The following is a 21,153-nucleotide window of genomic DNA, read 5'->3' on the forward strand; positions in this document are numbered from 1 at the left end:
GGAACGGGCATGCGGGCGGCAACCCCTTATCACTAATCCCGGAAAACCGCAGGTCACATGCGCGCCGGGCGTTCAAAAGTGAGATATGCCACCGTGCAGCAAGGCAGGGTTGTCTCAGCCAACAGAGACGAAGACGTGTGCCGCAACCTCAGGTGGAAGCTCCAGGGCACCTTCAATGCCTGGGACGCGGACGGAAATGTACTCCCCCACACGTTCCAGCGAGACCGCGGCGCCGGGCCGGATTCCGCCTTCGTCCAACTGGGTAAGAAGCTCAGGCTCAACCTGGATGGGCTCCGCCAAGCGGGTGACCGCTACCCGGGAGTTGGCCGCGTAACCCTCCATGGCCTGCAGGAGGTTGACGTCCACGCGGGGGAATGGCTGGGTGGCAAGACCGCCGAGCGCTTCCAGGCCCGGGATGGGGTTGCCGTACGGGGATTCTGTGGGGTGTTCCAGGAGTTCGTACAGGCGGCGCTCCACGCGCTCGCTCATCACGTGCTCCCAGCGACATGCTTCGTCATGGACATAAGCCCAGTCCAAGCCAATGACGTCAGCCAGGAGCCGCTCCGCGAGGCGGTGCTTGCGCATGACCTCGGTGGCGCGCTTCCGCCCAACCTCGGTCAGTTCGAGGTGGCGGTCGTTGGAGACAATCACCAGGCCATCGCGCTCCATGCGTCCGATGGTCTGGGAAACCGTGGGTCCGGAGTGCCGCAGCCGTTCGGCGATGCGGGCCCTGAGAGCCACGATGTTTTCTTCTTCAAGCTCCAAAATGGTCCGAAGATACATCTCAGTGGTATCGATCAGATCCGTCATCCAGCTCAGCTCTCCTCGAACGCAGTTCCTTGCGTAATCTCCACCGTACAGCGTCCCCTGCCGGGGTAGGCGGAGTGCACCGCCGCCCCTTGAACGCCAACCCCTAGCCTAGCTTATTTGGAATTACTCTGGATAATTCCGGTCGCATATGGTTTGCCGGCGTTCCACGTGGCGGACTATGACGGCCACAGGTTCCTGCCGTCGCACCGGGTCAGGCAGAATTGGGGTGTCGAAGGGGCAGTTGATGCCACCTGCCACGACCCATCTCTAGCCGATACCCATTGGAGCCACACGTGAGCGACAACAGCATCACCATTCCCGCCGATCTGCTGCCCAAGGATGGACGCTTCGGTGCCGGACCGTCCAAGGTCCGTCCCGAACAGATCGAGGCCCTGTCTGCCGCGTCGTCCACCATCCTGGGCACGTCCCACCGCCAGGCTCCGGTCAAGAACCTCGTGGGTTCGGTCCGCGAAGGACTCAGCCAGTTCTTCCGTGCGCCCGAGGGCTATGAAGTTGTCCTCGGCGTCGGCGGTTCCACGGCCTTCTGGGATGTCGCCGCCTTCGGCCTGGTCGAGAAGAAAGCACAGCACCTTTCCTTCGGTGAGTTCGGTTCGAAGTTTGCTGCCGCCACCAACAAGGCTCCCTTCCTGGATGCTTCCTCGATCATCAAGGCCGAGCCGGGCACCCGTCCGGTGTCCCAAGCCGAGGCCGGAGTCGACGTCTACGCCTGGCCCCAGAATGAGACCTCCACGGGCGTGGCCGCTCCCGTCAAGCGGGTCCAGGGCGCCGACGAAGGCTCCCTGGTCCTGGTCGATGCCACCTCCGCTGCAGGCGGGTTGGACGTGGACGTCGCCGAGTCCGACGTCTACTACTTCGCCCCGCAGAAGAACTTCGCCTCAGACGGTGGTCTCTGGCTGGGGCTGTTCTCCCCGGCCGCCCTGGAGCGCGCTGCACGGATCAAGGCGTCCGGCCGCTGGATCCCGGACTTCCTGGACCTGCAGACCGCCATTGACAACTCCAAGCTCAACCAGACGTACAACACTCCTTCGTTGTCCACCCTGGTGACTCTGGACGCCCAGGTGCAGTGGCTCAACAGCAACGGCGGCCTGGACTTCGCCAGCAAGCGCACTGCGGACTCGGCCAACCGCATCTACTCCTGGGCTGAGGCATCGGAGTACGCGACGCCGTTTGTCACCAATGCCGAAGACCGCTCCAATGTCATCGCCACCATCGACTTCGACGACTCCATTGATGCCGCAGCCATTGCCAAGGTCCTGCGTGCCAACGGTGTGGTGGACACGGAGCCTTACCGCAAGCTTGGCCGCAACCAGCTGCGCATTGCCACGTTTGTCGCCATTGAACCCGACGACGTTTCAGCCCTGCTTGCCAGCATCGACTACGTGGTTGGCGAACTGAAGAAGTAGGACCACAGACTGCTGGTCGGCGTCGTTCGGAGGTATTCCGGACGACGCCGCCGCCGTTTAAGGCGCCTTATCCGCCCTGCCGGCCCACGCCGTCGTCGTCCTCCTCGGTGACGGGACGGGCCAGCAGCGACTCCACCCGGAAATGCTTGAGTCCGCGCGCACGGCGATCAAAGCGGAGGCGCAGCTGCTTTGCGCGGATGATCCAGACCAAACCCACGACGGCGGTGCTGACGCCGGCCAGCGCAGCGACGCCGACGGACCATCGAGGCCCGCCAACGTTGGCCACCCATCCCACCAACGGTGCTCCGATGGGAGTACCGCCCATGAAGATGGCCATGTACAAGGACATGACGCGCCCCCGCATGACAGCCTCGGTGGTGGATTGGACATAGCCGTTGGCACTGGTGATCAATGTCAGGGCGAACAGACCGCAAGGAATCAGGGCCAGGCCAAAGAGCACGGCGTTGGGAGCCAGTGCTGCCAAGGCGCTGGCGACACCGAAACCACCTGCCGCCGCGAAGATCAACCTCAAGCGGGGCCGTCCGCGTCGGGCGGCCAGCAGGGCACCTGTCACGGATCCGATGGCCATGACGGAGTTCAGGAGTCCGAATGCTCCGGCGTCCATGCCGAACTGAGTACCCACCATGGCTGCGATGAAGAGGGGGAAGTTCAGCCCGAAGGTGCCCACGATGAAGATGGCCACCAGGACAACTTGGATATCGGGTCTGTTGCGGACGTAGCGGAGGCCCTCCCGGATCCGCCCTTTGCCCGCGGCGGCGCGGGGCTGGATCCGGAGCGAGGACACCGGGATGAGCTTCAGTGCCCAGAGCATGGCGACAAATGAGACGGTGTTGATCAGGAAGACCCAGCCGGGACCCACCACCACCGTGAGGACGCCGGAGACGGCCGGTCCGATCATCCGCGCGACGTTGAAGGATGCACTGTTGAGCGCCACGGCGTTGGGCAAGTATTCGTCGGTGACAAGTTCGGAGACGAAAGTCTGGCGCACGGGTGCGTCCAAAGCCGTCACGATCCCCAGCAACAAGGCAAAGACGTAGACGTGCCAGAGTTCAGCCACCCCCAGCAACACCAGGATGCCCAGGCCGGTGCTGAGCAAGGCCATGGCCACCAAAGTGATGAAGAGCAGTTTCCGCCGGCTGTAGCGGTCGGCGAGCAGTCCGGCCCAAGGGGCAAGGAAGAGTTGGGGACCCAATTGAAGGGCCAGGGTTATGCCCATGGCCCCGGCGTCGTGCGCGGTCAGGTGGTCAAAGACCAGCCAGTCCTGTGCGGTACGTTGCATCCACGTGCCGATGTTGGAGATCAGGGCACCGAAGAACCAGATGCGGTAATTGAGGATTCCGAGTGACCTAAAGGTGGACATCAGTGTCCGCCTTCGCTCTGGTCACCCCGGGTTTCCGCAACGCTTATTCAGCCCCGGTTTCGTGCTGGTCCTCGTCGACGTCCGCCTCGATGTCCTCGTCAACTTCCGCGTCGATGTCCTCGGAATCTTCCGGATCAGCAGCGTCGGCAGCGGGCCCGGTTAATTCGTCCTCGTCGGCCTGCACGGACTCTTCCGTGACATCTTCCACGGTTTCCTCCACCAACGGAGTCTCGTCCTCAGGCCGGACGCGCTTGGCCCATGGCACCCATTCGGGCGCCAGGATGGAGTCCTCCGAGGGCAGGAGCCCAAGTTCGCTCACGGTGACGATCTTGGAGCGGGAGTTGCGGGTCACCACTGCGTACCACTGCCACCCGCCGTAGCCGGCGAGCTTGGATTCAAAGAGGTGGGTCACCACACGGTCACCCTCCGACTTGGCACCCAGGTGCGACCCGATTTCGCCAGGGTCGGCAATGCCTTCCACTGCCTCGCGGGCAACATCGACGGCGGCAGCAAGGAAGGCGTCCGGCTTGCCGGTGCGCCACACGGGCAAACCGGCGCGCGGCTTGTCCGCAACCGGCTTCCGCGCGGGGGCTTCCCCGAGGCCAGGAGCCTGGGCAGCGTCAGGGCCGGCCGCAGGACTTGCCTGGGCGTCCCTTCCGGCCTTTGTATCCTGTGCGGATTCCGATGTCATGGCCGGCCTAGGCTTCCAGCTCGTCGGCGACCTTGCGCAGCGCCAGGCTGATGGCCTTGGCTTTGTTGCCGTCCGGGTATTTACCGGAGGACAAGGAGCCGGAGAGGTTGTCCAGAACCGTCACGAGGTCCTGCACCATGGGTGCGAGGTCCTTTGCGTTCATCCGCTTGGCCTTGGCAATGGACGGCGTCTTTTCCAGCACGCGCAACCCCAGCGCCTGGGCTCCGCGGCGGCCATCAGCCACGCCGAACTCCACACGGGTTCCAGCCTTAAGCTCGGTTACTCCCGCAGGCAGGGACGTCTTGGGAAGGAATACTTCCTGGCCGTCCTCAGCCGCGAGGAATCCGAAGCCTTTTTCCTTGTCATACCACTTGACCTTGCCGGTAGGCACGTAATCAACCTTCTTCGTTTCTTGCTCTGGGAGACACGTCGGGCCAGTCACCGCATCCGCAGGGTTCTGCGGGATCGAGGGTGGCAGCCCGGTCCGTGTTGGTCTATTCCTTCAAGGTTATCCTGCCCGGCCCGCTATTCCCGCTTTGCCGCGTTCCCTGAGGGCCGGATGAGGACCAAGACGGCCGTTTACTTCTCTTGAAGAGCCCTTTCGTTACCCTGATGTGGCTTGTTCCCAGGAGCAGGCTCCGCGTGGGCGGCCAGGCTCCCCCTCCCATCATCCGGTTCACCCAGAACGCCGCAGCGGACAGCAGTGAGGTGCCCGTTGCTAATGGGTCATGAGGAGTTTGCGGACGCAATCCCGTAGATCTTCGAGAACTTCGGTCTCGGGATTGCTGCGTGCGAGAGCTGCCAGGCCGCGGCAAGCAAGACCAGCGTCGGTAAGTTCTCCACTGATGAGAAAATCCATGAGTTCCGAGATCGGAAGGAGGCGGACTTGCCCGGATTCAGACTCGTCCCACGTTGCTTCAAATCTTTCCGATGCGTTGGCGGCGAGTACAAGATGCTTACGTCGTGACGAGTTCGCAGCCCACCACTCTGAGCCCGCGTAGAAAGCTGATTCTGAGTGGTAGCCGGTTTCTTCTCGTAGCTCTCGAAGAGCTGCATCAACAGGTTGCTCGTCGCTATTGAGGTATCCCCCGGGGAGTTCCAGTAACGCCTTCCCCGGCCCAACACGGAACTGCTCGAAAAGGACGACGTGACTTGCTGCAGGAGTGAAGGCGAGGGTTGCTGCAGAGTCACGGCCTGCAATGACGTCCCAGTCGGTCATGGCCCCACTTGGCTCTTCATAGGTTGCACGATTGACTGTCACGAAGCCGTTGTAAGCGGTGGTCGTTCGGACTTTTTTCCAAGTGTTGGCGACAGACATAGTTCTCCTTCTCGAGGGAAGATCAATCACATCCCGTCCACGCTAAACGGTCCCTGCCCCCACGGCATGATCCTCTAGAGCGCGGCGTCCAATAAAGAGCGCGGCGTCCAATAAGGGGTCCTCTAACGCACACCCGCGGGGTCAGCGCTAGAGGCCGGCGAGGAGGGTGATGATGTCCTGCAGCATTGCGGGTGGGTCCTTTTTCGTCCAGGCAGCGTAGACGGGTACAGGTGGTCCGTCGCGGACGGCCCGGTACGTGAGGCCTTGGCGTCGGTATTGGTGGGCTGTTGATTCTGCGGTTATTCCGCGGGCTTTACCGCTGCTGATAACGGTTAGCCAGTCATCGACGTCGTTGGTGGGGATGGTGTGGTGCGGGTGGCCGCCATCGGGCCACAGGTCGAGTCGGGTGCTTCCGGTTCGGTCATTGATCGCAAGTGGGGCCGTGGCTACTTGGGCGAGGGTCACTGTGCGTTTCGTGGCCAGGGAGTCATCGACTGACATCGCGCAGTAGCGCTTCTCAACACCAATCAGAACCAGTTCGAGGCTTGTCGTCTCCGGCACGCGCCGCAGGATCGCTAAGTCGCTGGTTCCTTCATGCAGTCCTGCCGTAGCTGTATTCGTTCGAGTCAGACGCAATTCATGGTGTGGAAGGGCTGCCGCCCACCGGCGTTGGAACTCCGGCGTTTGCTTGCCCAGAGCTGACCGAACACAGCCGCCCTGCTCCTACCAAGCGACACACCACACGCAGCGACGGCCGGTGCAGCCCAGCGTCCCGACTGAACCGTACTGGTGACTTTCAGCGCAAAATGGCGGTGTTTCCAGCACTGTTTGGCATATGGGGTAGTCCGCAAGGTGACGGGTCAACGGACACGAGCCATCATTCTTGATGGCTCAGTCAGCTCGGTGAAGCCGTATTGGGCGTATAGGCCATGGGCATCGGCAGTTGAGAGCAGAACGCGTTTCAGGTCCAGTGGTTCCAGGTCCGCCATGACACCGGCGGCGAGCATCTTGCCGATGCCCTGACCCCGGACTTCGGTCGCAACGAACACATCGCAAAGCCAAGCAAACGTAACGCCGTCAGTCACGACGCGAGCATAAGCCACCTGCTCTCCAGTCCCAATGTCGTAAACGCCGTAGTTCCGGGAGGCGTCGATAGCTGCATCCTGTTTCTGACGAAGCCGACCCTGCGCCCAGTAGGACTGCTCACTGAGCCACTGGTGCACACGGGCGCGATCAACCCTGTCGGACTCGGCTGAGAAGACGTAGCGTTCAGTCATGAGAACACCCTAGGGGAACCAAACAAGGAAGCTCGAAACAACGCATGCCAACGTTTGTCTGGATTTACCGCTGAAAGTCACACTTCCTTGCACCCCCTTTTACACCGCCTTCAGGCGCTGCTGCTAGCGTTGGGGACATGACTTCCCCGGTTTACCGCCGCCCCCTCATGATCGTCGCCGCCTTGATTGCGGTGGCCTCCCTGGCCGCCGTCGGCGCTGTCATGGCGATCGCCTACAACGGCAGCACGGCTCCGGTCTGGATCACCTCGGCTGCCCTTTACGGCTTGCCCTTGGCCTTCATGCTCGCTGTGGTCCTGGTGTTGGACGCCATCCGGCTGCGCCGCCGGCAATAAGCAGACCGGCTGCAACAGAACGCGCTGGTGACGGGCAACAAGTTGCCCGGGGGCGGTAACGTTGGATTGATGTCCCTCATACGCGCGCTCAGCAAGGAACTGGAAGCGCGCAGCGACGATTCGCTGCGGGCCTTGTTTGCCGCGCGACCAGACCTGATCTCTCCCATGGCGCCGGACTTCGCTGCCTTGGCTGCGAGGGCGAGCGCCCGTGTCAGCGTCCAGCGGGCCCTTGAACGCCTGAATAAACCTGAGATGCAAGTGCTGGAGACGCTCCACCTTTCTACCAACGCCGATACCGGGCACAGTATCTCCGCGGCTGGCCTGAAGAAAGTCATTGCCGGTTCGACTCTTTCGGCGCTGGACCCGATCCTTGCCAAACTGCAGGAGCTGGCCCTCATCCATCGTGCCGATCCTCCGGCAGGTTCGCCCGCTACCTCCTCACGGCAGCGCTTCTACCTTCCAGTGGGCAGCCTCAAGGACGTTATCGGCATCTACCCTGCAGGTTTGGGCAGGAGCTATACGGAACTGGTGCGGTTGCAGCCGGCTTTTGCCCAGCGGGTAGTTCAGTTGGTGGCCGAACTCCACCAAAGCGGTGCCGGCATCCACCCCGCCAGCACGCCCATGGATGCTGCCCTTGCACTCCAGCGCTGGACTTCCACGCCGGAGAACCTGCGTTCCATCCTGGCAACTGCGCCGGAACGGACGGTTGGCCTCCTTGATAAGTTCGGCAGCTGGGCCATGGGCGCGGTCCCCCAGGCGCAACGGCGTGCCTCCGTTACCCACGAAAGCCACGACGTCGGGCCTATCGACTGGTTGCTGGCGCGCGGCTTGCTGGTCCCCCTCGACGCCGGCCATGTGGAACTTCCCCACAGCGTGGGCCTTGCGCTTCGGGGCGGCGCCATTGTTGACGATTTCACCCTCACCCCGCCCGTTCCGGAGCTCGGTCATACCAGCGCGGCCCTGCGACGCAATGCTGCCATGGGCGCCATTGCGGAGATCCTGAGACTGGCAGGTGAACTGCTGTTCGCCGTGCGGGAGCAGCCTTTGGCCACGCTCCGGAGCGGTGGCGTGGGAGTGCGCGAACTCCGGCGCCTGGCCGAGTCCATCCGGATGGGCGTCCATGAGACCGCTGTCCTCTTGGAGTTGTGCGCGATGGCAGGGCTGCTCCGCCTTGACGTTGACAGTTCCACGTGGGTCCAGCCGCCCTCACTGGAGTGGCTCACCCTCCCCCGGCAGGAACAGTGGCTCTGGATGGTCAATGCCTGGCTGGCCAGCGAGCGCGCACCTTCACTGGTGGGGCAGCCGCTCACTGGTCCTTCGACAACCGCCCATCAAGGGGCCGCGGGTACCACCATCAACGCATTGTCCGCCGAAGCACAGCGGCCCGATGCTCCGGTGGTGCGGCGCCGGGTCCTGGAAATCCTGAATGAACTTACGGTCGAAGCTGCGGCACCGGATGGCAAAGCGCCTGTCCTGGATGCCAGGGCTGTGATGCAGCGGGCTGAATGGTCGCAACCGCGAATGTCCCGGCGTTTCAGCTCCTTGGTGCGCGGCATCCTGGAGGAAGCCACGCTCCTTGGCCTGATGGGTTCGGGCGCCTTGACCCAGTTGGGTGCGGCTATTGCCGAGGCCCGGCCGGAACAGGCCATGACAATCCTGGGTGAGCATTTGCCCGCGGCTGTGAACCACATCCTCTTGCAGGCCGACCTCACCGCCGTGGCTCCGGGGTATCTGGCCCCGGAACTCAGCGAGACACTGCTCCTGATGGCCGACGCCGAGGGGCAGGGTCCGGCGTCCATCTACCGTTTCTCGGCCGTCACCATCCGCAGGGCTCTCGACGCCGGACAGGATGCGGAATCGCTGTTGGCGTTCCTCAGGGAGCACTCGGCCACTGACGTGCCGCAGCCCTTGGCGTACCTCGTCCAGGACACGGCGTCCCGGCACGGCCGCTTAAGGATCGGCACCAGTGCCAGCTTTATCCAAAGCGACGACGAAACGGCCATCAGCGATTTGTTGGCCGAGGCCCGCACCTCCGTTCTGAGCCTGGTGCGGATCGCCCCTACGGTCCTGACCTCCTCGGCCAGCCCCAAGGAAACTGCGCGGGTGTTGCGCGAGCTGGGACTTTCCCCTGCCGTCCAGGAGGCTGAACCCGCCGTCGTGCGTTTTAAACGGACGACGGCGGTGCCGGGCAGTGCCCGCCCGGTCTACACAGCCCCGCGCACGGCTCCTCCGGACGATGACGTCGACGCACAGTTGTTGGTCCTGCGGCAGCACCGCGGAGTGCGGTCCGAGGCTGGAGGCGAGGCATCCACCCAGCTGGGCCTGGAGACCCTGCAAACGGCCATCCGGCTCAAACAGGCTGTCACCATGAATGTGGTGGACAGCCTGGGGAATGCCAACACAGAAACCGTTGTTCCTGTATCTGTCTCCGGTGGACGCGTCAGGGTGTTCGACCCCGCGAAAGACACCGAACGGGTGCTGTCCATCCACCGGATCATCGATGTGGAACCAGCAGGAGACCTGCGTTCATGAAGAGGAATCAACAGTGACCGACGGTCCGCTGATCGTACAAAGTGATAAGACCATCCTGCTGGAAGTCGACCACGAACTCGCCACCGAGGCACGGCACGCCATTGCGGCCTTTGCGGAGTTGGAACGTGCCCCTGAGCACATGCACAGCTACCGGTTGACGCCATTGGGCCTGTGGAACGCGCGGGCCGCTGGCCTGGATGCCGAGCAAGTGCTGGACACCCTGCTGAAGTACTCCCGATTCCCGGTGCCGCATGCCTTGCTGATCGACATTGAAGAGACCATGTCCCGCTATGGCCGGCTGCGCCTGGAGAAGGATGCCCAGCATGGATTGGTGATGCGCACCGATGACTACCCCGTGCTGGAGGAAGTCATCCGTGCCAAAAAGATCGCACCCCTGCTTGGCCCCAGGATCGACGGCGAAACAGTAGTGGTCCACTCCTCCCAACGGGGCCAACTGAAGCAGCTGCTGCTCAAACTCGGATGGCCGGCCGAGGACCTCGCAGGCTATGTTGACGGGCAGCCACACCTCATCATGCTGGACGAAAGCGGCTGGGAGCTGCGTCCTTACCAGAAGCTGGCCACGGAGAACTTCTGGGCCGGCGGCAGCGGCGTCGTCGTACTTCCCTGTGGTGCCGGCAAGACCTTGGTGGGTGCGGCAGCGATGGCGACGTCCTCCACCACCACGCTGATCCTGGTGACCAACACTGTCTCGGCCCGGCAATGGAAGGACGAACTCCTCAAGCGCACTTCCCTGACCGAAGACGAGATCGGTGAGTACTCAGGTGCTGTGAAGGAAGTCCGGCCTGTCACCATTGCCACCTACCAAGTCCTCACTACCAAGCGCGGTGGGCTCTATCCTCACCTGGAGCTCGTGGATGGCCACGACTGGGGACTTATCATCTATGACGAAGTCCATCTTTTGCCGGCCCCCATCTTCCGCATGACCGCCGACCTCCAAGCCAGGCGCCGGCTCGGTCTCACGGCAACGCTGGTGCGGGAAGACGGCCGGGAAGGGGAGGTCTTCAGCCTGATCGGTCCCAAGCGCTACGACGCCCCGTGGAAAGACATCGAGGCCCAGGGCTACATAGCGCCCGCCGACTGCGTGGAAGTCCGGGTGGACCTCCCGCGGGACGAGCGGGTGGCTTACGCCATGGCCGATGACGCCGACAAGTACAGGCTCTGCGCCACCTCGGAAACCAAGACCAAGTTGGTGGAAGACCTCGTTGCCGTTCATAAGGGCGAGCAGTTGCTGGTGATCGGCCAGTACATCGACCAGTTGGACGAGATCGCCGAGCGCCTGGACGCTCCCCTGATCAAGGGTGAAACCACGGTCAAAGCACGGCAGAAACTTTTTGACGCCTTCCGCAAGGGTGAGATCCAGACGTTGGTGGTCTCCAAGGTGGCCAACTTCTCGATCGACCTTCCGGAGGCATCGGTCGCCATCCAGGTATCGGGTTCGTTCGGTTCACGCCAGGAGGAGGCCCAGCGTTTGGGACGGCTCCTGCGCCCCAAGCAGGACGGCCGTGCTGCCCGGTTCTACTCCTTGGTGGCCCGTGACACCCTTGACCAGGATTTCGCCGCCAAACGCCAGCGGTTCCTTGCAGAACAGGGATATGCGTACCGGATCATGGATGCAAAAGACGTGGGCAAGGACGTCGGCCAGGAGCAGTAAAGGGCTGCGGGAAGCAAGAAACCCTTGCTATTCATCTCCAGCAAATTTACGATTCCAAGTGAAGCTCTCCGCCTTTGAAAGGCTGCCCCTGGTCCAGGCAGCCCGGCGGCCAGTCGTCGGCGGTGGGGGTATCCCGCAGGCAGGGAGCCGGCGACCAGAAGCCCTGGAAGAATCCGAGAATTCCCATCAGAGGATTCCCCCGTGAGCAAAGCCCTTGTGGCCCTTTCCGTGGTTGTCCTGCCGTCTGCCTTTGCGCAGTTGCTTCCTTCGGATTTCTTCCATTTCCAGAACAGCCTGCTTGGTGCTTTGGCGGCAGGTACCACTAACCGCCATCCCCGCGGCTTGGGCCGCGCTGGCCGGTGTTCCGTGCTTGCTGAGGAGGCGGAACACCGGCTTCACATCCCCAGCGACGGGAGCGCCAAGCACTGCTCGGCGACGTCGTCGCGTACGGCCCTGCGGGGTACGATCCTGCAGCGTTCCACGCAAAGGTGGACCGCAGTGGCCGGTCACGACCTCAGCGGTCTGGGGTTGCTGGGCTCCTCAGACCGCAAGGCCGTGGCGGGGGTCAGACCTAGGCAACCATCCGGCTGGTCTGCTGAAGGGTGACGTGGTCCACCACTGCCCAGCAATCCTCGTCACGGAGCTGGGCACTGGCGAAGCGCTCGGCGGCGGCGAGGTCCTGGAAGTCCTCCCGCCGGACCCGTCCCGTATCGCTGTCAAGGTAGGTCACATGGAACTCGACGAGCGCTGCGTCCTGATGCTGGTGAATGCTGACTGGAGCTGCTGTGTTTGCCATGGTTCCAGTGTGGAACGGGGCACTGACATTTTTGGAAGCATCCATGGGCGTGTTCGGAATCAGCGATTCAGGGCGTGCTCAGGTATTGGCCGGACACCTCGCGGACGGTGTCGCTAAGAACATCCAGGACCTTGGACGCTGCCTTCCACCGCTGCCAATACAGGGGGACGTCGAACGGCCTCTCCGGAGCAAGTTCAACCAGGCGGCCTTCGGCAATGTCCGGTCCACACTGGATCTCAGGGACCAACCCCCAGCCCAGCCCGAGCCGGATCGCGTCACCAAAATCGTGGGACGCCGGAACATAGTGGCGGGGCCCGCGGCGTTCCACTGCTTGACCGGTTTGGCCCGGCCAAGACCGCACGAATGCCCACTGGTAGGTGTCCTTGCGGTCGAAATCAACCGTGGGAGCCGTGTTGAGGACTTCCCCGTCCAGTCCTTGGGGAAAATCGGGAAACCACCGGTCCACGAAATCCGGCGCAGCAACGGCCCGGTACCGCATGACGCCCAGGCTTTCCACGCGGCACCCCTGCACCGGCTCGGGCGTGGCCGTAACAGCTGCCATGACTGTCCCCGAACGCAACAAGGAGGTGGAGTGCTGTTCATCATCCCGATGCAAGTCAAAAGTGACATTGAGGTCGCCGGGTACTCGCGCCAGCGCCTGCAGGAACCACACTGCCAGCGAGTCCGCGTTGACCACAATCGGCAGGGCCAGCTGTGCCCTGTCCGCGCCCAGGCCGAGTTCCCTGCCGGCATCAGCTTCCAGCTGGGCGACCTGGCGCGCCAGTCGAAGAACAACTTCGCCCGCTTCCGTAGCTTGGGCAGGATTGCTGCGTTGCATCAGCACTCTGCCGGCCGCCTGTTCAAGAGCCTTCAATCTCTGGGACACCGCCGATGGCGTGATGTGGAGCAGCCGCGCTGCGGAATCCAGGGTGCCTTCGGAAAGCACGGTGGCGAAGGTCAGCAACTGTTCTGATGGAAACTGCGACATAAGAGCATCTTATGCTGCATCAGAATCATTAGCTGGTCTAAGGGCTGCTCCAGCCGTAGTTTCGAAGAGTGAACTACACCGACTTCCTCCAGTCCGCAGGCCTCGGCCTTGCCACCGGCCTTGCCCTGATCGTCGCCATTGGCGCCCAGAATGCCTTCGTCCTCCGGCAAGGAATCCGCGGCGAACACATCGTTCCGATCGTCGCGGTCTGCGCCCTCTCCGACGCCGTGCTGATAGCTGCCGGAGTACTTGGCACCGGTGCGCTCATTACGGCAGCCCCTGCCGCCGTCGTCGTTCTTCGCTATGTGGGGGCCGCCTTCCTGGTGACCTACGGAGTCCTGGCGGCCCGGCGCGCACTCCGTCCGCAGGCGCTGACCACCAGTGAGGGGTCAAGGAACGACGGCGGCGCGAAACGCGGCGCAGCAGCGGCGGTAACCACTGTCCTGGCCCTGACCTGGCTCAACCCGCACGTCTACCTGGACATCGCGCTCCTCGGGTCCATAGCCAGCGCACAAGGCACTCCCCTGCAGTGGTGGTTCGGGGCCGGCGCCATGCTGGGAAGCATCCTATGGTTCTGCTCCCTGGGTTTCGGCGCCCGTTTCCTCCGGGGCTTCTTTGCCCGGCCCCGCTCGTGGCGTTTCCTGGACGGCGGCATAGCCGTCACCATGGTGGCGCTGGGCGCGGGACTGGCGCTCGGGGCGTAGCCAGCCACGCAGAGGGCTCACATGCAGCGTCCAGACAACTCCCAGTTTCTGGGAGCATCATGGGTGTCATGAAAAAGAACGGCCCCGAAGCCAAGCTCCTTGTCGTCGATGACGAACCCAACATCCGCGAGCTTCTCTCCACGTCCCTGCGCTTTGCAGGTTTCGAGGTCGTTGCCGCGTCCAACGGTCGCGAAGCCCTCGCCGCAGCCGACCTCCACGCTCCGGACCTCGCCGTCCTGGACGTCATGCTGCCGGACATGGATGGTTTTACGGTGACCCGCCGCCTCCGCGCAGCAGGCAAGCACTTCCCTGTCCTGTTCCTGACCGCGAAGGACGACACCGAGGACAAAGTCACCGGCCTGACAGTTGGTGGCGATGACTACGTCACCAAACCGTTCAGCCTGGACGAAGTAGTGGCGCGGATCCGGGCGGTCCTCCGCCGCACCCAGCCCTTGGAGGACGACGACGCCGTAATCCGCGTCGACGACCTCGAACTCGACGACGACGCCCACGAGGTCCGCCGCGGCGGCACAGTGATCGAGCTGTCCCCCACCGAGTTCAAGCTCCTGCGCTACCTCATGCTGAACCCCAACCGAGTACTGTCCAAGGCCCAGATTCTGGACCACGTTTGGGAGTATGACTTCAACGGCGACGCCTCGATCGTGGAGTCCTACATTTCCTACCTCCGGCGCAAAGTGGACATTGATCCCGATGCCGCGGCCCTTATCCAGACCAAGCGCGGCGTGGGCTACGTGCTGCGGACGGCAGAGAAGCGCTGACCTTGCTGCAACGCTGGAAATCGGCGTCCCTGAGGTCCCAACTCGTCGCCATCATTATGGGCCTGCTGCTGTTGGCCTTGGCGGCCACAGGTGCGGGAACGCTCACGCTCGTCAAGAGCTACCTGCAAGGCCAGGTGGATGACAAACTCAAGGCCGCAGTCGCCTTGGCGCAGGAGCAACAGGGTTTCAACAAGCTTGCACAGCCCAACCCGGCCACGCCCACCGACTCGGCCGTCCCCACGGACTACTCTCTTACGCTGTACCTGCCTGGCTTTGAGCCTTACCCCTACGGCGGCAGCCAGGGGGATCGTCCCGCCATCACCGACATCTCGCCGGCTGAAGCGAAACTTCGCGGCAACTCCCCCTACCAGGTCAACGGCACTGCTGGCACCAACTGGCGCGTAGTGGCCCTTGGCGTCACCACCTCGGACGGCCGAAACGGCGTCATGATCATCGGGCTGCCGCTTACACCGGTGGATAAAGTGATGGAGCATGCGGTCCTGGTGGTGGTGGGCGTTGGCCTCTTGACGCTGGTTTTGGCGTTCTTCATCGCCACGTGGACTGTTGCCCGGTCCTTCCGTCCACTGGCCAAGGTGGAGAAAACGGCCGCCGCCATTGCCGCGGGCGATCTGTCCCGGCGTGTGGACGTAGACAACCCCCACACCGAAGTCGGCCGGCTCGGCGGTTCCCTGAATGCCATGCTGGCCCATATTGAAGCCTCCTTCGCAGCCCGGGCAGCTTCCGAAGGGCGGATGCGCCGCTTCGCAGCCGATGCCTCCCACGAACTGCGCACCCCCTTGGTGACCATCCGTGGCTTCTCTGAGCTGTACCGCCACGGTGCGCTGACCAGCGAGGAAGACGTCGCGATGGCCATGGGCAGGATCGAGAGCGAAGCCAAGCGGATGGGCTCCATGGTGGAGGACCTGTTGATGCTGGCACGCCTGGACGAGCAGCGTCCGCTTCAACTCAAGCCAGTGGACCTGCAACTCCTTGCCCATGACGCCGTGGTGGACACCAAGGCCTCCTCCGGAGACCGTCGCATCACCCTCACAGGACTCGACGGCGACTCCCCCACCGCTGCTCCCGTCCAGGGCGACGAGGCCAAACTGCGCCAAGTCATCGGCAACCTGGTGGGCAACGCGCTGCGGTACACGCCCGAGGGCAGCCCCATTGAGCTGGCTGTCGGTGTTCGAACTACTGCTTCGGGAACGTTCTCGGTCATAGAGATCCGGGATCATGGGCCCGGTATTCCGGACGCGGAAACCAACAAGATCTTCGAGCGTTTCTACCGCGCCGACACCTCCCGGACCCGCGAGACCGGTGGCAGCGGCCTGGGCCTGGCCATTGTTGCCGCCATTGTTGGCTCGCATGGAGGTACCGTGCGGGTCACGGAGACCGAAGGCGGAGGCGCAACCATGGAGGTCAGCCTTCCGTCCCGCGAAGAGCCGGCAGAGTTGGTATCCAACTAACGCTGGGGCCGTTGTCCACATACCCCTGCTGTCCGGCAGTTGTCCACATAGCGGCGAAGCTGTGTTCCGGGGCTACCAGCGGGTGCCTAGGCTCAATGTTGTGGCCCACGCATCCCACCGCGATGAGCGGAACATCTTCGTCGAAAGGCACCACCCATGAGCGTCATCTCCGTCGATACCGAGTTGCTTCAGCTCAAATCGGCCAACGTAAAAGGAACCGTAGATCGCATCAGCTCCGATGTGTTGGCCATGAAGCGCGGCCTGGACGAGCTGGAGGCAACGTGGCGGGGATCCGCCGCCACCAACTTCCGGTCCTTGGTCCTTGAATGGTCAGTTACCCAGGGAAAGGTTGAGGACTCCTTGGCATCCATCAACCTGGCATTGGCTTCGGCCGCCACAAGTTACTCCGAGGTGGAGCAAGGAAACACGCAGCGCTTCGCCTACTGAGCACCTTTCCCTATGAGCTCCTGCGGGGCCGGCTGTCTTCCCCCTGTGCATGCCGGCCCTGCAGGTCATAGGTCAGTAGGACTTCGGTCAGTAGGACTTCGGTCAGCAGGACTTCGGTCAGGAGGTCATCAGATCATCAGCCAGCGGGCCATCACGTCATCAGGTCATCAGCCAGCAGGTTGTAAGTGGGCAGGTGACAAAGCCTGGCACTTCGGTGCCTGGACGTTCAAAAACCCTAGCTTTCCAGCGTCCCCTGATGGAACCGGAGCCTCCATTGACCGCGGTCCAATATCCAGACAGAGCTGCGCAGTGCCGAGCCCGCGTGGGAGAAGCTGCGATAGTTCAGCAAAATGGTGTTTTCGCTGAGACGGTCGGCGCTGAGCAGTTCAAGCTCCGTGGGTTCGCCGGGGTCCTCTTCCAGGGCCATCATCATGGCGTCCCGCGTCCAGAACCGTCCCGAGCTGCCAATCTCGGCAAAGTCGGGGTGGAGCAGCACACCGATCCTGCCAATGTCGGCGCGAACGTCGGGCCGAAGAAGTTCCCGCTCCAAGGCAAGCACTGTCTCTTCGGCGGAGAGCTCCTGGGTGGAAGCATCCTCGAGTTCACTGAAAAGATCCGGTTGGCCAAAGATGCCTGATTCTCCGAAGAGCGTCGGCTCAAAATGTGGTCGGGTGCTGCGTTCACTCCTGGCAGGGCTGGAGGCTGCCCGGCCCTGCGCCGGCACCTGTACCGGAACCAGCGCCGGCGCTGGGACCCCTGCCTGCGTAAGGTTCTGCGGTCCGCCCTGCGCGGAGGTCTGCGTTCCGCCCGGCGCGGACGCCTTCACGAGCTCGTGGTCCTGCCCCTGCGCGCCCGGGAAGCCGGGGCCGCTCCGGTGCGCGACACCCTGCTGGAAGGCCGTCGCTGCAGCCCGTGCCCGCTCATCGGCTGCCTCGTTGAGGTCGTGCCCGGCATGTCCTTTGACCCATTCGAAGGTGTACTTGCGGCCAACTATCGCCTGGTCGATGTCCTTGAGAAGGTCCACGTTCAACACAGGCTTGCCGTCGGCTTTGCGCCAGCCTTTGCGTTTCCAGCCTGGCATCCACTTGCTGATGCAGTTGATGACGTACTGGCTGTCGCAAAGGATCAGCAGCTCTTCCTCCGGCACGTGCGCCGTGGAACGGAAGAGGTCCAGGACAGCCATGAGCTCACCCTGGTTGTTGGTGCCATGCGGCCAACCTCCTGCGCGCCAACAGGAGTCATCAACGTACCAGGCCCAACCGGCCGGCCCAGGATTGCCGAGGGCGGACCCGTCGGCGGCAGCAATAATCGTCATAACGTTAATCCTGCCAGACCCCACCGACACTGAATCCGTGATAACACCCAAGTAGGTGCAGTGGATGCCCTTTGAGCGCTCATAACGGCATGTACTGCTACCTACTTGGGTGCGCACAACAAAACAGCGGCCCCCACCAAAAGGTGGGGACCGCCGTCGTTTGCTCTAAAGCGTGACGCCTGGGCGCTGTATTGCTACAGCAGAGGGGCTTAGAAGCCGCCCATGCCGCCCATGTCGTCGCCGCCGGGAGCCGGAGCGTTCTTCTCGGGCTTGTCAGCAACTACAGCCTCGGTGGTCAGGAAGAGACCAGCGATGGAAGCAGCGTTCTGGAGAGCCGAGCGGGTGACCTTTACGGGGTCGTTCACGCCGGCAGCCAGAAGGTCTTCGTAGACGCCCGTGGCAGCGTTCAGGCCGTGGCCCGAAGGCAGGCCGCGAACCTTGTCCACCACAACGCCCGGCTCGAGGCCGGCGTTGAAGGCGATCTGCTTCAGCGGAGCGTCGATGGCAACCTTGACGATGTTGGCACCGGTTGCCTCGTCACCTTCGAGGGTGAGGTTGGCGAATGCCTTGGCACCGGCCTGGATGAGGGCAACGCCACCACCGGCAACGATGCCTTCTTCAACGGCAGCCTTTGCGTTGCGGACTGCGTCCTCAATGCGGTGCTTGCGTTCCTTGAGCTCAACCTCGGTTGCGGCACCGGCCTTGATAACTGCAACGCCGCCGGCCAGCTTGGCCAGGCGCTCCTGCAGCTTCTCGCGGTCGTAGTCGGAATCGGAGTTCTCGATCTCAGCGCGGATCTGGGCCACGCGGCCTGCGATCTGCTCTGCGTCGCCGGCACCTTCAACGATGGTGGTCTCGTCCTTGGTGACAACAACCTTGCGGGCGGTGCCGAGGAGTTCGAGGCCGGCGTTTTCGAGCTTGAGGCCAACTTCTTCGGAGATGACCTGGCCACCGGTGAGGATGGCGATGTCGGCCAGCTGTGCCTTGCGGCGGTCACCGAAGCCCGGTGCCTTGACGGCGACGGACTTGAAGGTGCCACGGATCTTGTTGACGATCAGGGTGGCCAGGGCCTCGCCCTCGATGTCTTCGGCGATGATCAGCAGCGGCTTGTTGGACTGCATGACCTTCTCCAGAACCGTGACGAGTTCCTTCACGTTGGAGATCTTGGAGTTGACGATCAGGATGTACGGGTCCTCGAGGACCGTTTCCTGGCGCTCAGCGTCGGTGACGAAGTAAGCGGAGATGTAACCCTTGTCGAAGCGCATGCCCTCCGTGAGTTCGAGCTCCAGACCGAAGGTGTTGGATTCCTCGACCGTGATAACGCCTTCCTTGCCCACCTTGTCCAGGGCTTCGGCGATCAGGCTGCCGATTTCCGGGTCACCGGCGGAGATGGAAGCCGTAGCTGCGATCTCTTCCTTGGTTTCGATTTCCTTGGCGGAAGACAGCAGTTCGTTGATGACTGCCTCAACAGCCTTCTCGATGCCGCGCTTGAGGGACAGCGGGTCGGCGCCGGCGGCAACGTTGCGCAGGCCTTCCTTCACCAGTGCCTGGGCGAGGACGGTTGCAGTGGTAGTACCGTCGCCAGCGACGTCATCCGTCTTCTTGGCAACTTCCTTGACCAGTTCTGCACCGATCTTCTCGTAGGGGTCGTCCAGTTCGATCTCCTTGGCGATGGAAACACCATCGTTGGTGATCGTGGGGGCGCCCCACTTCTTTTCGAGGACGACGTTGCGTCCACGCGGGCCGAGGGTGACCTTGACGGCGTCTGCGAGGATGTTCAGGCCCCGCTCGAGGCCGCGGCGTGCCTCTTCATCAAATGCAATGATCTTGGCCATAACGGCGGTAGTCCTTTCGGGACAGTCGTTAAGAAGGTACCTGTCAGATGGGGTGCCCGCGACGGACGGTCCCTTGCCCGCGGCCTCTGTATGCCCCGCGCTCCGGACCTCACCCCACCAAGGTGTTTCTTGATCCTCCGCTGGAACCGACGCTGCCCAGCCTCGGAGTAAACCGGCCTGGACTTAGCAGTCGAACCATAGGAGTGCTAAATCAATAATTAGCACTCGGCCGGGGAGAGTGCAAGCAGAGATGCCATTTTGCTCTATAAACACAGGGCTTTCAGCCGAGGGCTGACCCGGATGCCGAGGGCTGACCCGGATGAAGCGGAAGCCGGCCAGGCGCTACGCGACGCGCACGCCTTCGGCCTGCGGCCCCTTCTGCCCCTCGCCCAGTTCAAATTCGACCCGCTGGCCCTCTTCAAGGGCACGGAATCCATCCATTTGAATGGATGACCAGTGCACAAAGACGTCGTCACCCGATTCATCCACAGTGATGAATCCGTAGCCTTTTTCGGCGTTGAACCATTTGACGGTTCCCAATGCCATGATGCCCACACTTTCGCAGTAGCCAAGACCGGTTGCCGGGATCTCCGTACCGGATCTAATCCACTGTAACCACAGTCACTCTGCCGGCGCTCCCACGGAGGGCCAGGGCATGGGTTTTGTTATTGAGGCTTAACCGAGTTGGGGCTTTGGGGCCTTGGGACGGGCCGGAGGGCTACTGGTAGCCAGGTCCTGCCACAACCACCAAGGGCTGCTGGATTTCAGGCGATTCAACAACCGACTGGATTCCCAGCAACGCGCCGAGCGCCTCGGCGTTGGCCTTCTGCCCGGGCGTGTTGTAGAAGATGACGGACGTCTGCTGCGGCAGTCCGCCCCAGTTGCCCACCGTGCCCAATGTCCAGCCATCTGCTTGCACCAGGCCGGCCACCCGGCCCGCCAAACCTGCAGTGCCTGCTCCGTTATAGACCGCTACGGGGGTGGTCTTGTCCACGGGAGCCGAAGATGTGGTTGCCGAAGGGCTCTCGGACGGGGTGGGTTCACTGGAAGCAGACGGCGCACTGCTGGATTCGCTCGGAGCAGCAGAAGGCGTCGCATCGCTTTGCTGAGGCGCCGGCGTCGAGACACTGGGCGCCGCAGTGGGAGCTACTACGCCGAGGTTTGGCAGGACCAGGAAGGCCACCAGTCCGAGGACCAGGGCCACCGCCCCAACGGTCAGGACCGGCCACAGTGTGGGACGCGCAGTCTCCTGGGCGTCACGGTGAACGCCCTGCCGGGAGGTGTTCTGCGGGACCTGGTCGAATTCGTCCTTGGCATATTTGGTCATGGTGAAGCGATGTCCTTGCTGGTTGCTGCTGACAG

Annotated in this window: 21 protein-coding genes and 1 pseudogene; 8 read left to right on the forward strand and 14 right to left on the reverse strand. The window is 63.0% G+C overall.

The window, feature by feature from the left end; genetic code table 11:
• Nucleotides 1-114: 114 nt before the first annotated feature.
• On the reverse strand, nucleotides 115-810 hold the full coding sequence (locus BLQ01_RS08465) for an iron-dependent transcriptional repressor DtxR (protein ID WP_026543213.1): 696 nt from the start codon (nucleotides 808-810) through the stop codon (nucleotides 115-117).
• 293 nt (nucleotides 811-1,103) lie between these two features.
• Between BLQ01_RS08465 and serC the strand changes: the two genes are divergently transcribed.
• Complete coding sequence (gene serC, locus BLQ01_RS08470) at nucleotides 1,104-2,234, forward strand: phosphoserine transaminase (protein WP_091551087.1); 1,131 nt, start codon at nucleotides 1,104-1,106, stop codon at nucleotides 2,232-2,234.
• A 67-nt stretch (nucleotides 2,235-2,301) separates the two neighbouring features.
• Here the strand turns inward: serC and BLQ01_RS08475 are convergent, their stop codons facing one another.
• The 6 genes and pseudogenes from BLQ01_RS08475 to BLQ01_RS08500 all read right to left on the reverse strand — a co-directional run bounded on the left by BLQ01_RS08475 (nucleotide 2,302) and on the right by BLQ01_RS08500 (nucleotide 6,901).
• The gene (locus BLQ01_RS08475) at nucleotides 2,302-3,615 is read right to left on the reverse strand and encodes an MFS transporter (protein ID WP_091551088.1); all 1,314 of its coding nucleotides are present in this window, start codon (nucleotides 3,613-3,615) and stop codon (nucleotides 2,302-2,304) included.
• A 43-nt stretch (nucleotides 3,616-3,658) separates the two neighbouring features.
• Complete coding sequence (locus BLQ01_RS08480; RefSeq protein WP_091551090.1) at nucleotides 3,659-4,306, reverse strand: DUF3027 domain-containing protein; 648 nt, start codon at nucleotides 4,304-4,306, stop codon at nucleotides 3,659-3,661.
• A gap of 7 nt (nucleotides 4,307-4,313) precedes the next feature.
• Complete coding sequence (locus BLQ01_RS08485) at nucleotides 4,314-4,697, reverse strand: cold-shock protein (protein WP_026543217.1); 384 nt, start codon at nucleotides 4,695-4,697, stop codon at nucleotides 4,314-4,316.
• A gap of 327 nt (nucleotides 4,698-5,024) precedes the next feature.
• Nucleotides 5,025-5,624 (reverse strand): NUDIX hydrolase, encoded by a 600-nt coding sequence (locus BLQ01_RS08490; protein ID WP_091551091.1) that lies wholly within the window; start codon nucleotides 5,622-5,624, stop codon nucleotides 5,025-5,027.
• A gap of 147 nt (nucleotides 5,625-5,771) precedes the next feature.
• A pseudogene (locus tag BLQ01_RS08495) lies at nucleotides 5,772-6,323 on the reverse strand (LysR substrate-binding domain-containing protein); the annotation flags it as partial.
• Nucleotides 6,324-6,484: 161 nt separating this feature from the next.
• Complete coding sequence (locus BLQ01_RS08500) at nucleotides 6,485-6,901, reverse strand: GNAT family N-acetyltransferase (protein ID WP_091551093.1); 417 nt, start codon at nucleotides 6,899-6,901, stop codon at nucleotides 6,485-6,487.
• A 137-nt stretch (nucleotides 6,902-7,038) separates the two neighbouring features.
• Here BLQ01_RS08500 and BLQ01_RS08505 point away from each other — a divergent pair, with 137 nt between their 5' ends.
• The 3 genes from BLQ01_RS08505 to BLQ01_RS08515 all read left to right on the forward strand — a co-directional run bounded on the left by BLQ01_RS08505 (nucleotide 7,039) and on the right by BLQ01_RS08515 (nucleotide 11,458).
• Nucleotides 7,039-7,254, forward strand: coding sequence for a hypothetical protein (locus BLQ01_RS08505; RefSeq protein WP_026543226.1), 216 nt, complete (start codon nucleotides 7,039-7,041; stop codon nucleotides 7,252-7,254).
• 69 nt (nucleotides 7,255-7,323) lie between these two features.
• Complete coding sequence (locus tag BLQ01_RS08510; protein WP_091551180.1) at nucleotides 7,324-9,786, forward strand: helicase-associated domain-containing protein; 2,463 nt, start codon at nucleotides 7,324-7,326, stop codon at nucleotides 9,784-9,786.
• A 13-nt stretch (nucleotides 9,787-9,799) separates the two neighbouring features.
• Entirely contained in the window at nucleotides 9,800-11,458 is a 1,659-nt protein-coding gene (locus tag BLQ01_RS08515; RefSeq protein WP_091551182.1) for a DNA repair helicase XPB, read from the forward strand.
• 46 nt (nucleotides 11,459-11,504) lie between these two features.
• Here BLQ01_RS08515 and BLQ01_RS22320 read toward each other — a convergent pair whose 3' ends face one another.
• From BLQ01_RS22320 to BLQ01_RS08530, 3 genes are all read right to left on the reverse strand, one after another.
• Entirely contained in the window at nucleotides 11,505-11,645 is a 141-nt protein-coding gene (locus tag BLQ01_RS22320) for a hypothetical protein (protein WP_155854161.1), read from the reverse strand.
• 384 nt (nucleotides 11,646-12,029) lie between these two features.
• On the reverse strand, nucleotides 12,030-12,254 hold the full coding sequence (locus tag BLQ01_RS08525) for a hypothetical protein (protein WP_026543230.1): 225 nt from the start codon (nucleotides 12,252-12,254) through the stop codon (nucleotides 12,030-12,032).
• A 67-nt stretch (nucleotides 12,255-12,321) separates the two neighbouring features.
• Nucleotides 12,322-13,242 carry a LysR family transcriptional regulator ArgP gene (locus BLQ01_RS08530; RefSeq protein WP_091551096.1) on the reverse strand — a complete coding sequence of 307 codons (921 nt, stop codon included), beginning with the start codon at nucleotides 13,240-13,242 and terminating at the stop codon, nucleotides 12,322-12,324.
• Between the two features lie 68 nt (nucleotides 13,243-13,310).
• On the opposite strand from BLQ01_RS08530, the gene BLQ01_RS08535 reads away from it, so the two are divergent.
• From BLQ01_RS08535 to BLQ01_RS08550, 4 genes are all read left to right on the forward strand, one after another.
• Entirely contained in the window at nucleotides 13,311-13,946 is a 636-nt protein-coding gene (locus BLQ01_RS08535) for a LysE/ArgO family amino acid transporter (RefSeq protein ID WP_026543232.1), read from the forward strand.
• A gap of 68 nt (nucleotides 13,947-14,014) precedes the next feature.
• Complete coding sequence (locus BLQ01_RS08540; RefSeq protein ID WP_026543233.1) at nucleotides 14,015-14,725, forward strand: response regulator transcription factor; 711 nt, start codon at nucleotides 14,015-14,017, stop codon at nucleotides 14,723-14,725.
• A 2-nt stretch (nucleotides 14,726-14,727) separates the two neighbouring features.
• Nucleotides 14,728-16,194 carry a sensor histidine kinase gene (locus tag BLQ01_RS08545; protein WP_091551097.1) on the forward strand — a complete coding sequence of 489 codons (1,467 nt, stop codon included), beginning with the start codon at nucleotides 14,728-14,730 and terminating at the stop codon, nucleotides 16,192-16,194.
• A gap of 156 nt (nucleotides 16,195-16,350) precedes the next feature.
• Nucleotides 16,351-16,641 (forward strand): WXG100 family type VII secretion target, encoded by a 291-nt coding sequence (locus BLQ01_RS08550; RefSeq protein ID WP_026543235.1) that lies wholly within the window; start codon nucleotides 16,351-16,353, stop codon nucleotides 16,639-16,641.
• Between the two features lie 235 nt (nucleotides 16,642-16,876).
• On the opposite strand, the gene BLQ01_RS08555 is transcribed toward BLQ01_RS08550, so the two are convergent.
• From BLQ01_RS08555 to BLQ01_RS08570, 4 genes are all read right to left on the reverse strand, one after another.
• Nucleotides 16,877-17,956: a ribonuclease HI family protein gene (locus BLQ01_RS08555; RefSeq protein WP_091551099.1), complete on the reverse strand. Its 1,080-nt coding sequence runs from the start codon at nucleotides 17,954-17,956 to the stop codon at nucleotides 16,877-16,879.
• A gap of 209 nt (nucleotides 17,957-18,165) precedes the next feature.
• Nucleotides 18,166-19,791, reverse strand: coding sequence for a chaperonin GroEL (gene groL, locus BLQ01_RS08560; protein ID WP_026543237.1), 1,626 nt, complete (start codon nucleotides 19,789-19,791; stop codon nucleotides 18,166-18,168).
• A gap of 342 nt (nucleotides 19,792-20,133) precedes the next feature.
• Nucleotides 20,134-20,337 (reverse strand): cold-shock protein, encoded by a 204-nt coding sequence (locus BLQ01_RS08565; RefSeq protein ID WP_026543238.1) that lies wholly within the window; start codon nucleotides 20,335-20,337, stop codon nucleotides 20,134-20,136.
• A 172-nt stretch (nucleotides 20,338-20,509) separates the two neighbouring features.
• Entirely contained in the window at nucleotides 20,510-21,118 is a 609-nt protein-coding gene (locus BLQ01_RS08570; RefSeq protein ID WP_026543239.1) for a LytR C-terminal domain-containing protein, read from the reverse strand.
• Nucleotides 21,119-21,153: the final 35 nt, after the last annotated feature.

The organism is Arthrobacter sp. UNCCL28, assembly GCF_900102805.1.
GTDB classification, from domain to species: Bacteria; Actinomycetota; Actinomycetes; order Actinomycetales; family Micrococcaceae; genus Arthrobacter; species Arthrobacter nicotinovorans_A.